Below are 11,729 nucleotides of genomic sequence, written 5' to 3'. Positions count from 1 at the left end.
GGGCGGACCCGGCGCCCACCGCCGTCCGGCTATTTCGCGAAGGTGACGTCCTTCAGCGCGTACTCGCCGTCCACGCGGGGCTCCCAGGTGATGTCGGGGCTCACCGCGTAGTCGGCCATCGGGGTGTAGAGCGGGATCAGGTAGGCGTTGTCCCAGTTCACCTGCGACAGCTCTCCGAACACGGCCTCGCGGTCGGCGCCGTCGACCGTGCGCTGCTCCTCGACCAGCGCCTGCGTCTCGGGCGACTTCGCGTAGTCGTTCTGGCCGCCGGCGAAGAAGTTCGTGGCGGGCATGTCGGCGTCCATCGTGGTGGGCGCCCACGTGTTGAGGTAGAGGCCCTCCATGTTCACGGTGCCGTAGATCTTGTTCGAGAGGCTCGCCTGGTCCATCCCGACGAGCTCGACCTTGATGCCGACGGCGTCGAGGTAGCCGGCGATCGCCTGCGCCACCTCGGAGCTGAGCGGGATACGGCCGTCGGTCGCGTACTCGAAGGGGATCGCCTCGCCGTCGTACGAGGACTGCGCGAGCAGCTCCTTGGCGGCCTCGGGGTCGTAGCCGGGCGCCTCGGCGTCCGCCGCGTGGCCGGTGACGTTGGGCGCGACGGGCTGGTCGTTCGCGACGGCCCGGCCGCCGAGGGCCTGCGCCACGAGCTCCTCCTTGTCGATCGCGAGCTGGACCGCGCGGCGCACGAGCGGGTCCTTGAGCGCGCCCTTCGTGGAGTTGGTGCCGAGGAAGATCACGCCGTTCGACTCCCGCGACGCGATCTCGGCCCCCGAGCCGTCGACCGCGGAGACCTGGTTGGGCGAGATGAGCGCGACGTCCAGGCTGCCTGCGATGACGCCGTTCAGGCGCGCCTCCTCGTCGGCCACGGTCTGGAAGGTGAGCGTGTCCACCTCCGGGGCGCCGCCCCAGTAGTCGTCGTTGCCCTCCAGCACGTACTCGACGCCGCGGGTCCAGCTCACGTACGTGAACGGCCCGGAGCCCACGGGTGCCTCGACGAAGCCCTCCGGGCCGAGCTCGGTGTACACGTCCTCGGGCACGATCGACACCGCGGTGGTGATCGACGGCCACGGCGAGAACGGGGAGCTCAGCGTGAACACGACGGTCGTGTCGTCCGTCGCCTCCGCCGACTCCAGCATGCCCATGTAGCCGCGGATGTCGGAGTCGGGCGTGGCGAGCACCTGGTTGTAGCTGAACGCGACGTCCTCGGCCGTCAGGGGTTCGCCGTTGTGGAAGGTGACGTCGTCCCGCAGCGTGAACGTCCACTCGGTGAAGTCGTCGTTCGGCGTCCACGCGGTCGCCACGGACGGCTCGATCTCGCCGTCGGCGTTGAGCGTGGTGAGCTGGTCGTAGAGGTTGTAGTAGTAGTTGAAGCCGGCCAGCGAGCCCTCCACGAGCGGGTCGGGCTGCCGCTCGGGCTCGGTGACGGCGCCGACGGTCAGGTCGTGCGAGACGGCGGCGGAGCCGCTGGCGGCGGAGCAGCCGCTGAGGGCGAGGGCCGCCACGAGGGCGACGGCGGCGGCAGGTCGGGTGCGGTGTCGGAGCATGCTGCGTTCCTTACGGTTCGGGAGTCAGGGGCGGGGCGGCGCGCCGGGGCGCAGGTACGGGTCGGGGTGCGGGATCGACGCCAGGAGGGACGCGGTGTACGGGTGCCGCGGCGCGTCGAAGATCTGGTCACGGTCGCCGGTCTCGACGATGCGGCCCTGCCGCATCACCGCGACCCGGTCGGACAGGTGGCGCACGACGGCGAGGTCGTGGGCGATGAACAGGTACGACAGGCCGAGCCGCTCCTGCAGGTCCATGAGCAGGTTCACCACCTGCGCCTGCACCGAGACGTCGAGCGCGGAGACGGGCTCGTCGAGCACGAGGATCTCGGGGCGCAGCGCGAGCGCCCGGGCGATGCCGATGCGCTGGCGCTGGCCGCCGGAGAACTGCGCCGGACGGCGGTCCTGCACGTCGGCGTCGAGGCCCACCTCGGCCAGCAGCTCCACGACCCGCTCGGGCGCGTACCGGCCGGCGATCCGCAGCGGTTCCGCGACGATGTCGTGCACGCGCATGCGCGGGTCGAGCGACGAGTACGGGTCCTGGAAGACGAGCTGGACGCTGCTGAGCACCTTGCGGCGCGCCGCCGGCGCGAGCCCCTGCATGCGCTGCCCGAGGATCGAGACCGAGCCGGACGCCGGGGTGTTCAGCCCGAACACCGTGCGTACGAGCGTGGACTTGCCGCAGCCCGACTCCCCCACCAGCCCGAGCGTCTCGCCGCGGCCGAGCGTGAGGCTCACGCCGTCGACGGCGTGCACCACGCTGTGGCCGCGCAGGCCGCGGCGGGAGGTGAACCGCACGTGCAGGTCGTCGATCTCCAGGGCGGCGCTCATGCGGTCACCGCCCGGGCGAACTCGCGCGTGCGGTCGGCGTGGTGGCACGCGGACTCGTGCGCGGCGTCCCCGCCGTCCGCCGCCCGCCGCAGCTCGGGCCGCGTGGTGCCGCACAGCTCGGACCGGGCCGGGAGCTCGCAGCGGGTCGCGAACGCGCACCCGGGCGGGCGCCGGGTCGGCGCGGGCGGCGACCCGGGGATGGCGTACGCGCGCGACCCGGCCCGCTCGGCCGACAGCAGGCTGCCGAGCAGCCCGGCGGTGTACGGGTGCCGCGCCTCGTCGAAGACGGTCCACACGGTGCCGCGCTCGACGATCCGGCCGGCGTACATGATGCAGATCTCGTCGGCGACCTGCGCCACCAGGCCGAGGTCGTGCGTGATGAGCACCATCGCGGCGCCCGACGTCGCCCGCGCGTCGGCGAGCACGTCCATGATCTGCGCCTGGATGGTCACGTCGAGCGCCGTGGTGGGCTCGTCGGCGATCAGCAGGGCGGGCCGGTTCGCCATGGCCATCGCGATCACGGCGCGCTGGCGCATGCCGCCCGACCACTGGTGCGGGTAGCTCCGGGCGCGCTCGGCGGGGTCGGGCACGCCCACGTCGGTGAGCAGCTCCTCGACGCGGGCCAGCACCTGCGCGCGCGGCGTGCGCGGGTGGTGGGCGCGGACGGCGCGGGCGATCTGCGCGCCGACCCGCTTGACGGGGTTGAGCGCCGTCATCGGGTCCTGGAAGACCATCGCGAGCTCGTTGCCGCGCAGCGCCCGCAGCTCGCGCTCGGGGAGGGTGAGCAGGTCCTGGCCGCGGAACCGCACGGTGCCGGAGAACACCTCGAGCCCCTCGGGCAGCAGGCCGAGCACGGCGGCCATGGTCAGGCTCTTGCCCGAGCCGGACTCGCCGACCAGGCAGAGCACCCGCCCCTCGTGCACGGTGAAGCCGACGCCGTCGACGAGGCGCACCTCGACGCCGTCGGCGTCGCGGTAGCCGACTGACAGGTCGTCCACACGGAGCAGCACTGGCGTGGTCATGTGGTCCTCACTTCCGTCGCCGCGCCGGGCGCAGGTCGCGCTCGGCCGTGAATCGCTGGCTGATCAGGTTGGTGCCGATCACGACCAGGAAGATCGCGATGCCGGGCACCACCGAGAGGTACGGGGCCTGCCGGATGTACTTCTGGCCCTCGCTGATGAGCAGGCCCCAGCTCGGCACGGGCGGCTGCACCCCGAGGCCGAGGTAGTCGAACGAGCTGGTGAGCAGCAGCACCGCCCCGATGTCGCTGGACGCGAGGATGAGCATCTGCACCGCGACGCCGGGGGCGATGTGGCGGCTGATGGTCCAGGTGGCGGAGGCGCCCTGGATGCGCGGGACGAGCACGAAGTCGCGGTCGCGCAGGGTCATGGCCGTGCCGCGCGCCACCCGGGCGTAGCCCACCCAGTAGGTGGCGGCGAGCGTGATCACCATGAGCCACACGCTCGGGCCCACGGCCGCCGACAGCGCGATGAGCACGAGGATCACGGGCATCGCGAGCTGCACGTCGGCCCAGCCCATGAGCACGTTGTCGAGACGGCCGCCGTGGTAGCCCGCGAGCAGTCCGACGACCATGCCGATGATCGCGTTGACGACCACCACGAGCAGCACGATGCCGAGCGAGACGAGCCCGCCGAGGGCCAGGCGGCTCGCCAGGTCGCGGCCGAGCATGTCGGTGCCGAGCGGGTGGGCGGCGTCGGTCAGCGGCGGCACGAACGCCCGCGACAGGTCCTGCGCGTACGGCGCATAGAGCGGCAGGAGCGGGGTGACCACGCAGAAGAGCACGACGGCGGTCACGAGCACGACGCCCGTCCGCTCCAGCGGGGTGAGGCCGGCGGCCGCGGCGGCGGCGCGTGCCGCCGCCGGCTTCCTGATCCGGCCGGTGTCCTGGGCAGTGTCCTGGGCCGTGTACGTCGTCATGCGCGCCTCACTCTCGGGTCGATGAGCGCGCTCGCGGCGTCGACCAGCAGGTTGGACAGGATGAACAGGGCGGCGACGACGATCAGCCCCGACTGCACGACCGGGAAGTCGCGCGAGTAGACGGCGCTGAGCATGAGCTGGCCCATGCCGGGCCACGCGAAGACGTTCTCGACGATCACCAGGCCGCCGAGGAACGAGCCCAGGTTGATCGCGGCGATCGTGAGCACCGGCAGGGACGCGTTGGGCAGCAGCTCGCCCACCACCACACGGAACCGGTTCTCGCCGCGGGCCACCGCCGTGCGCGCGTAGTCGAGCCGCCCCTGCTCGGACAGGGAGTTGTCGAGCAGCCGGGTGTAGACCACGAACTGGGCGGTGGCGATGGTCAGCGCCGGCATGACGATCGCCAGCGGGTCGCGGTTGCCGAGCGAGGGCAGCCAGCCCAGCGTCACCGAGAACACGAGCACGAGCAGCAGCCCGAAGAAGAAGTCGGGGATCGCCTGCCGCGCCGAGCCGAGGCCGAGGAACGTGGTGCGCAGCGTGCGGCTGCGCGCGAGGTGCGTGGTGATGGTCGCGGCGAACGCCAGCACGAGCCCCAGCACGAGGCCGATAGCGCCCAGGCCGAGCGACGCGGGCAGCCGCTCCAGCACGAGGTCCATCGACGAGACGCCGGCCTGCCGGTACGAGTCGCCGAAGTCGCCGCCGAGGATGCCGCGCAGGTACTCGACGTACTGCACCGGCAGCGGCTGGTCGAAGCCGAGCCGCGTGTTCAGCTCGTCGATCTGCTCCCGGGTCGCGTTCTCGGTCAGGAGCAGCGCGGCGGGGCTGCCGCTCAGACGGCCGAGCAGGAACGCGACGGTGACGACCACGAAGATCGTCGCGAGCGCCTGCAGCGTTCGGGTGACGAGAAATCTCGCCATGGAGCACTCACCCCCTTCGAGGTTGTTCGAAGTGATCTGTATACAGATTGGGCTGAATTTGTTTCATCTGCGTATCGGTCGGTTTCAGGTGAGTGAAACCTCCGAACTGGGCTCGAAGGGCTTGTGACCTCGGAGAATCCCTGGAATTATGCGAGAGTTTCCGGCCCTTCGGTGTGCGGGACAGTGGCTGCGGAGGCGCGCGACACGGGCCGAAACAGACCACGATCGACCGAGGGTCTGGCTATCTGGGATACAGAAACGAGTTCAGGAGGTCGCATGACCACACGCGTGCTCACGTCGGAGCAAGTGGAAGGACTGGTGGAGCCGGCAGGGCTCCTCGCCTCGCTCGACCAGGCGCACCGCTGGCTCGCGGCCGGGCTGGCGGTCCAGCCCGCACCCCACGCCCTCCGGGCACCGGGCGACCGCACCGCGGACGGGCCCGCGGTCGTGCCCATGACCTCGTTCGCCCCGGAGCTCGGGCTGTTCGCGATCAAGGTGCTCGCCGACCGCCCCCGCAACCGGGCCGCAGGGCTACCGGCGCAGCGCTCCACGATCTCGGTCTACTCGGCCGAGACCGGCGAGTGTGTCGGCCTCCTCGACGGGCGCGCCGTCACCCGGCTGCGCACCGCCGCCGTGACCGCGCTCGCCACCCGCGCGCTGGCCCGTCCCGGCGCCGGCACGGTCGCCCTGCTCGGGGCGGGCGCGCTCGCCCACGAGCACGCCCTCGCGCTCGCCCATGTGCTGGACCTCGACGAGGTGCGCGTGTGGTCCCGCTCGGCGGTCCGCGGGGGCGAGCTCGCCGACTCCCTCAAGGCCGCCGGCCTGCCCGCGACCTCGACCGTCGACGCGCGCGCCGCCGTCGACGGGGCAGACGTCGTCTGCACGCTCACCCCGGCCGAGACGCCGCTCCTGCGGGCGGACTGGCTCACCCCCGGCACCCACGTCAACGCCGTCGGCTCGCCGCCCCGGCCCGAGTTCTCGGAGGTGCCGCCCGAGGTCTTCGACCGCGCCGCCGTGACCGTCGTCGACGCGCGGGCCGTGGCGCTCGCCGACTCGGGCAACGTCCGCAACGCGATCACGGCGGGCGTGCTGCGGGAGGACGACCTCGTGGAGCTCGGCGAGGTGCTCGTGGGCCACGCCCCGGGGCGCACGGACGCGTCCGGCGTCACGGTGTTCAACTCCGTCGGGATCGGGCTGCAGGACCTCGCCGCCGCCGACCACGTGCTGCGGCGGGCGGCGGACGCCGAGGCTGGGACGATGGTGCGCACGCGGGCCTGAGCCCGGCCCGCCCGCCCCCACCGCAGCCCGTCCCCCACCCCCACCCCGAGGAGCCCCGATGACCGAACCGCAGCCCGGGCTCGGCGAGCCGCTGTCGGCGCAGATGTACCAGACCCTGCGCCGCGGCATCATCCTGGGCGACTACCCGCAGGGTTCCGCGCTCAAGGAGGCCCGCCTCGCCGACGAGCTCGACGTCTCGCGCATCCCCATCCGCGCGGCGATCCCGCACCTGGAGAACGAGGGCTTCCTGACGACGGCGCCGCGGCGCAGCGCCCGCGTCACGACCTGGACGGGGCGCGCCGTCAACGAGCTGTTCGACGTGCGCCTCTCGATCGAGTCGCTGGCCGCCCGCCAGGCGGCCACCGCGGTGCGCGAGGGCGCGAGCACGGCCGCGCTCACCGCGTCCCTCGACCTCGCGCACGCGGCCGTGGCCAGCGGCGACCGCCTGGAGATCGCCGAGGCGCACACGACGTACCACGAGCGGGTCGTGGAGCTGGCCGGCAACGAGCTGCTGGCCTCGATCATGCGCGGCGTGCTGGGTCGCATGACGTGGCTGTTCTACCTCACCGCGGCGCGGGACCCCGCCGGGCAGTCGCACGAGCACGACGAGCTGCTGGAGGTCATCGCGTCCGGCAACGACCGGCTCGCCGAGTCGGTCGCGTTCGCGCACATCGAGAAGGGGCGGGCGCCCTCGCTCGGGATCCTGCTGCGCGACGAGTGAGGCCTTGGCGGGTGGCCGCGGGCGGCGTCGAAAATCCGTGGCCCGCGACGGCGGCCGGGGTGTTTCCTGACGCCACCGACCGCCGCCGCGGCGGCCGTCGTCCCGACCGTGAGGTGCCCGCATGATCGTCGTCTCCGCAGCCTCCGGCGCCCTCGGCCGGCTCGTTGTCGCCGCGCTCCTGGACCGCATGCCCGCGGACCAGGTCGTCGCCGCCGTCCGCGACCCGGCCCGCGTGGCCGACCTGGCCGCACGCGGCGTCGTGGTGCGGCGCGGCGACTACGACGACCCCGGGAGCCTGCGCGCGGCGTTCGAAGGGGCCGACCGGCTGCTGCTCATCTCCTCCCCCGAGCTCGACACGCGCCGGCGGACCAGGCAGCACCTGGCCGCGATCGAGGCCGCCGTCGCGGAGGGGGTCGGCGCGATCGCCTACACCAGCTTCCTGGGCGCCGACCGCGGCGGCGACGGCATGAACGCGGCCCACCACGCCACCGAACGCGTCCTGCTGGACAGCGGCGCCGCGCACACGGTCCTGCGCCACCCGTTCTACACCGACGCCTTCGTCGACGCCGGGATCGGCGCGGCCGCCGAGTCCGGCCGGCTCGTCAGCGCGGCCGGCGGGCGCGGCCTCAACACCGCCACGCGGGCCGACCTGGCCGACGCGGCCGCCGCCGTCCTGACTGGCGACGGGCACACGGGCCGCGCCTACGACCTGACCGGACCCCTCTGGACGTACCCGCAGCTCGCCGCGGCGATCGGGGACGCGACCGGCCGTCCGGTCGTCCACGAGGAGGCGGACGCCGTCCCCGGCGCGATGGGCTTCCTCATGACGCTGGCCCGCTCCGGGGCCCTGGAACGCCAGACCGACGACCTGCACCACCTGCTGGGCCGGCCGCCGACGAGCCTGCGGCAGGCCGTCGCCGACGCGGTCGACACCTGCCCGGACGGCGCACTTTCGGAGGGCGCCGAATCGGATTGAGGGACCGGCCGAGCGGTGCGACAGTGGCAGGGAGGAGGAAGCGTATGACCGACTCGCTCGCTGTCGAGGCGCGAGGCCTCGTCAAGCACTTCACCAGCCGCAGGTCCGTCACCAAGGCCGTCGACGGGATCGACCTCTCGATCGCCGAGGGCAGCGTCTTCGGCCTGCTGGGCCCCAACGGCGCGGGCAAGACCACGGTGGTCCGGATGCTCGCCACCCTGCTGCGGCCCGACGCCGGCACCGCGACCGTGCTGGGCCACGACGTGGTGCGCGACGCCGACGCCGTCCGCTCCGCCGTCGGCCTGACCGGGCAGTACGCGTCCGTGGACGAGGACCTGACCGGCACCGAGAACCTGCTCATGCTCGCCCGGCTCTACGGCTTCGCGCCGGCCGCCGCCCGGCGGCGCGTGGAGGGCCTGCTGGAGGCGTTCGACCTGGCCGACGCCGGGTCCCGCCAGGTCAAGACCTACTCCGGCGGCATGCACCGGCGCATCGACCTCGCCGCGTCGCTCGTGCTCGCCCCGCGCGTGCTGTTCCTGGACGAGCCGACCACCGGCCTGGACCCGCGCAGCCGCAACCAGGTGTGGGACATCGTGCGGGTGCTCGTGGACGACGGCGCCACCGTGCTGCTCACCACCCAGTACCTCGACGAGGCGGACCAGCTCGCGGACCGCATCGCCGTCGTCGACCGCGGGCTCACCGTCGCCGAGGGCACCGCGAGCGACCTCAAGCGGTCGGTCGGCGAGGGGGCCGTGCACCTGCGCGTCGCCGAGGTGTCTGAGCGCGCCCGGGCCGCCGAGATCACGGAGCGTGTCCTGCGCACCGAGGCCACCTTCGGCTCCGACCCGCACACCATCGCCGCGCGCGTGCCCGACGACGGCGCCGACGCCGTCCCCCGGCTGCTGCCGGCGCTGGCCGAGGCCGGGATCAGCGTGCCCGAGTTCACGCTGGGCCAGCCGAGCCTGGACGAGGTGTTCCTCGCCCTGACGGGCCAGCCTCTGCCCGACGAGGAGGCGTCCACCGACGGGACCCCCGCCGAACCGGGCGCGCGCCGGACCACGGAGGCGTCCCGATGACCACGACCACCCTGCGCGAGGCCGTCGCCCTCACGGACCGCCCGTCCCGCCCGTCGGCCGTGGGGACCACGCTGACGTTCGGCTGGCGCGCGCTGCTGAAGATCAAGCACGTGCCCGAGCAGCTCTTCGACGTGCTGGTCTCGCCCATCATCTTCACGCTGATGTTCACGTACCTGTTCGGCGGGGCGCTGGCCGGCTCCACGCAGGCGTACGTCCAGTTCCTGCTGCCCGGCATCCTGGTGCAGACCATCCTGTTCGTGACGATCTACACCGGGTACACGCTCAACAACGACATCTCCAAGGGTGTCTTCGACCGGTTCCGGTCGCTGCCCATCTGGCGACCGTCGCCCGTCGTCGGCGCTCTGCTGGGCGACACCGTGCGCTACACGATCGCCTCGGTCATCACCATCTCGCTCGGCCTGCTGCTCGGCTTCCGGCCCGACGGCGGGTTCCTGGGCGTGGTGCTCGGGGTGCTGCTCCTGCTGGTGTTCGCCTTCGCCCTGAGCTGGACCTTCATCATCCTCGGGCTGCTGGTGCGCTCGCCCAACGCCGTGATGGGCATCTCGATGCTGGTGCTCATGCCGCTCACGTTCGCCTCCAACGTCTTCGTGGACCCCGCCACCATGCCGTCGGGCCTGCGCGCGTTCGTCGAGGTCAACCCTGTGAGCCACCTGGTCACCGCGGTGCGCGGCCTGATGGCGGGCAGCGCCGACACCTCCGAGATCCTCTGGGTGCTGATCGCGTCCGCCGCCCTCACGGCCGTGCTGGGCCCGATCGCGATGCACATCTACCGCACGAAGTCCTGACTCGTTGACGTGCGCGGACACCGGTAACTAGCCTCCGGGGTGGCCGGTGGTGTGCTCCACGGCGACTGCCGGCTCCTTGGCCCCGAACAAAGGAGTTCCGCCATGAGCACCCCGATCTCCCGCCGCACCGTGCTCGTCTCCGGCGCCGCCGTCGGCGCCTCTGCCCTGCTGGGCGCACCCGCCGCCGCCGCGAGTGCCCCGGTCTCCACGGGGCGCGGTCACAAGGACGCCCTCGTGACTCCGGTCGCCGAGGTGCTCGACGGCGGCGAGCAGGTGACCTCGCTCGTCGTGTCCGCCCACCAGCTGAGCCGGGTGGAGCGGTCGTCGCTGACCGGGTCGACGTTCACCGTGCACGTCACCGCCACCAACCCGCTCACCGGGCTGGTCGCCTACGAGCAGGACCGGGTGGTCACCGCCGCGGGCTGGACGCGCCGCGGCGAGATCCTCCTGGAGCTGGAGCACGGGTGGGGGGTCGACGGCGGCGGCACGCTGCAGTACCTGGGCGCGTACGGCCGCAACGTGGTCCTCGACCTCGACCACGCCGTGACGCAGGTCGAGCCGCTGCGCGCCCGGGCGGGGGCGGCGCGGTCGTGCTGGACTCGTTCCGCCAGGACCGGCTGTCGGACCCGGAGGTCGACGCGTTCGGCTACCACGCGACCGCGTCGGGCCTGAACTACCGGCTGTTCGCCCCGGCGCGCCGGCGCGGCCGGGACCGCGCGGCGCTCGTCGTCTGGCTGCACGGGGGCGGCGAGGGCGGCCTGATCAACGACCAGTACCACTACTACGACAACGAGACGCAGCTGCGGGCCAACCGGGGCGCGCTCGGTTTCGCCACGCCGGAGGCCCAGGAGATCTTCGGCGGCGCGTACGTGCTGGCCCCGCAGGCGACGTCGGCCTGGATGCAGGACGGCGACGGCTTCGCGCCGCTCGTCCTGGAGGCGATCGAGGAGGTCGCCGCGGCGCACCGGATCGACCCGAGCCGGGTCCACGTGGTCGGGTGCTCGAACGGCGGGTACATGTCGCTGAAGATGGTCGCCGAGTACGGGGACGTGTTCGCGACCTCCGCGCCGATCTGCTGCGGCATCGGCCCCCGCGACGGCTCGGGCACCTACTTCATCTCCGACGCCGAGCTCGCCGCGACCACCACGCCCACGTGGCTCGTCGCCTCGGCCGACGACACCACGCTGAACGCCCAGGCCAACACCGTCTACGCCCACGAGCGGATCGACGGCTCGATCATGAGCCTGTACGAGAACGTCACGTGGGACGGGAACACCTACCCCGGGCACTGGTCGTGGATCTACGTCGCCCGGAACGACCCGCGCCACGACGGCACGAGCATCTGGGAGTGGATGGCGTCCACGCGGCGCTGAGCGGCCTTGATTGACGAGTGACCGTGCGCCCACTAATAATGGGCGCATGGTCACTATCGGGTCGTCGCACGACGAGCTGCCCAGGGGAACCGCCGGACCGACCGAGGTCCTCGTCGTCGGCGCGGGGCCGGTGGGCCTCGCGCTGGCGTGCGACCTCGCGCGTCGCGGCGTCGGCGTACGGATCATCGACCGCGTCGCCGCCCACCCGGTCGGGACCCGCGCCCGCGGCGTCCGCGCCCGCACGCAGGAGGTGTTCGAGGACCTCGGCG

The 11,729-nt window shown here is 72.9% G+C and carries 13 protein-coding genes; 8 read left to right on the top strand and 5 right to left on the bottom strand.

The window, feature by feature from the left end; all coding sequences use genetic code 11:
- Positions 1-29: 29 nt before the first annotated feature.
- The 5 genes from ACFWEJ_RS21170 to ACFWEJ_RS21150 are packed head-to-tail and all read right to left on the bottom strand — an operon-like array spanning position 30 to position 5,230.
- On the bottom strand, positions 30-1,547 hold the full coding sequence (locus tag ACFWEJ_RS21170) for an ABC transporter substrate-binding protein (RefSeq protein WP_377231163.1): 1,518 nt from the start codon (positions 1,545-1,547) through the stop codon (positions 30-32).
- 24 nt (positions 1,548-1,571) lie between these two features.
- Positions 1,572-2,375, bottom strand: coding sequence for an ATP-binding cassette domain-containing protein (locus tag ACFWEJ_RS21165; RefSeq protein ID WP_377231162.1), 804 nt, complete (start codon positions 2,373-2,375; stop codon positions 1,572-1,574).
- The gene (locus ACFWEJ_RS21160; protein WP_377231161.1) at positions 2,372-3,397 is read right to left on the bottom strand and encodes an ABC transporter ATP-binding protein; all 1,026 of its coding nucleotides are present in this window, start codon (positions 3,395-3,397) and stop codon (positions 2,372-2,374) included. Before ACFWEJ_RS21160 ends, ACFWEJ_RS21165 begins: the two co-directional genes overlap by 4 nt.
- 7 nt (positions 3,398-3,404) lie before the next feature.
- Complete coding sequence (locus ACFWEJ_RS21155; RefSeq protein ID WP_377231160.1) at positions 3,405-4,313, bottom strand: ABC transporter permease; 909 nt, start codon at positions 4,311-4,313, stop codon at positions 3,405-3,407.
- Positions 4,310-5,230: an ABC transporter permease gene (locus tag ACFWEJ_RS21150; RefSeq protein WP_377231159.1), complete on the bottom strand. Its 921-nt coding sequence runs from the start codon at positions 5,228-5,230 to the stop codon at positions 4,310-4,312. Before ACFWEJ_RS21150 ends, ACFWEJ_RS21155 begins: the two co-directional genes overlap by 4 nt.
- Before the next feature lie 276 nt (positions 5,231-5,506).
- Between ACFWEJ_RS21150 and ACFWEJ_RS21145 the strand changes: the two genes are divergently transcribed.
- The 8 genes from ACFWEJ_RS21145 to ACFWEJ_RS21110 form a co-directional block, all read left to right on the top strand.
- The gene (locus tag ACFWEJ_RS21145) at positions 5,507-6,508 is read left to right on the top strand and encodes an ornithine cyclodeaminase family protein (RefSeq protein ID WP_377231158.1); all 1,002 of its coding nucleotides are present in this window, start codon (positions 5,507-5,509) and stop codon (positions 6,506-6,508) included.
- Between the two features lie 58 nt (positions 6,509-6,566).
- The gene (locus tag ACFWEJ_RS21140; RefSeq protein ID WP_377231157.1) at positions 6,567-7,229 is read left to right on the top strand and encodes a GntR family transcriptional regulator; all 663 of its coding nucleotides are present in this window, start codon (positions 6,567-6,569) and stop codon (positions 7,227-7,229) included.
- Between the two features lie 121 nt (positions 7,230-7,350).
- The gene (locus ACFWEJ_RS21135) at positions 7,351-8,205 is read left to right on the top strand and encodes an NAD(P)H-binding protein (protein ID WP_377231156.1); all 855 of its coding nucleotides are present in this window, start codon (positions 7,351-7,353) and stop codon (positions 8,203-8,205) included.
- 44 nt (positions 8,206-8,249) lie between these two features.
- A complete protein-coding gene (locus ACFWEJ_RS21130; RefSeq protein ID WP_377231155.1) occupies positions 8,250-9,281 on the top strand; it encodes an ATP-binding cassette domain-containing protein in 1,032 nt (343 codons plus the stop codon).
- Positions 9,278-10,087 carry an ABC transporter permease gene (locus ACFWEJ_RS21125; protein WP_377231154.1) on the top strand — a complete coding sequence of 270 codons (810 nt, stop codon included), beginning with the start codon at positions 9,278-9,280 and terminating at the stop codon, positions 10,085-10,087. Before ACFWEJ_RS21130 ends, ACFWEJ_RS21125 begins: the two co-directional genes overlap by 4 nt.
- 102 nt (positions 10,088-10,189) lie before the next feature.
- Positions 10,190-10,759 (top strand): hypothetical protein, encoded by a 570-nt coding sequence (locus ACFWEJ_RS21120; protein WP_377231153.1) that lies wholly within the window; start codon positions 10,190-10,192, stop codon positions 10,757-10,759.
- Entirely contained in the window at positions 10,678-11,460 is a 783-nt protein-coding gene (locus ACFWEJ_RS21115) for a prolyl oligopeptidase family serine peptidase (RefSeq protein ID WP_377231152.1), read from the top strand. Before ACFWEJ_RS21120 ends, ACFWEJ_RS21115 begins: the two co-directional genes overlap by 82 nt.
- A 46-nt stretch (positions 11,461-11,506) precedes the next feature.
- Positions 11,507-11,729: FAD-dependent monooxygenase (locus tag ACFWEJ_RS21110; protein WP_377231151.1), on the top strand; the 223-nt coding region annotated here is incomplete at its 3' end.

The sequence above is a fragment of the Promicromonospora sp. NPDC060204 genome (assembly GCF_042728455.1).
GTDB lineage: Bacteria > Actinomycetota > Actinomycetes > Actinomycetales > Cellulomonadaceae > Promicromonospora.
This window is presented reverse-complemented; position numbering and strand designations above follow the sequence as displayed.

Excerpts from the sequence above, each read along its gene's own strand:
- ACFWEJ_RS21145 (WP_377231158.1), top strand. The coding sequence starts at position 5,507 with ATGACCACACGCGTGCTCACGTCGGAGCAAGTGGAAGGACTGGTGGAG.
- ACFWEJ_RS21120 (WP_377231153.1), top strand. The coding sequence starts at position 10,190 with ATGAGCACCCCGATCTCCCGCCGCACCGTGCTCGTCTCCGGCGCCGCC.
- ACFWEJ_RS21165 (WP_377231162.1), bottom strand. The coding sequence starts at position 2,375 with ATGAGCGCCGCCCTGGAGATCGACGACCTGCACGTGCGGTTCACCTCC.
- ACFWEJ_RS21140 (WP_377231157.1), top strand. The coding sequence starts at position 6,567 with ATGACCGAACCGCAGCCCGGGCTCGGCGAGCCGCTGTCGGCGCAGATG.
- ACFWEJ_RS21125 (WP_377231154.1), top strand. The coding sequence starts at position 9,278 with ATGACCACGACCACCCTGCGCGAGGCCGTCGCCCTCACGGACCGCCCG.
- ACFWEJ_RS21135 (WP_377231156.1), top strand. The coding sequence starts at position 7,351 with ATGATCGTCGTCTCCGCAGCCTCCGGCGCCCTCGGCCGGCTCGTTGTC.
- ACFWEJ_RS21160 (WP_377231161.1), bottom strand. The coding sequence starts at position 3,397 with ATGACCACGCCAGTGCTGCTCCGTGTGGACGACCTGTCAGTCGGCTAC.
- ACFWEJ_RS21150 (WP_377231159.1), bottom strand. The coding sequence starts at position 5,230 with ATGGCGAGATTTCTCGTCACCCGAACGCTGCAGGCGCTCGCGACGATC.
- ACFWEJ_RS21155 (WP_377231160.1), bottom strand. The coding sequence starts at position 4,313 with ATGACGACGTACACGGCCCAGGACACTGCCCAGGACACCGGCCGGATC.
- ACFWEJ_RS21170 (WP_377231163.1), bottom strand. The coding sequence starts at position 1,547 with ATGCTCCGACACCGCACCCGACCTGCCGCCGCCGTCGCCCTCGTGGCG.
- ACFWEJ_RS21130 (WP_377231155.1), top strand. The coding sequence starts at position 8,250 with ATGACCGACTCGCTCGCTGTCGAGGCGCGAGGCCTCGTCAAGCACTTC.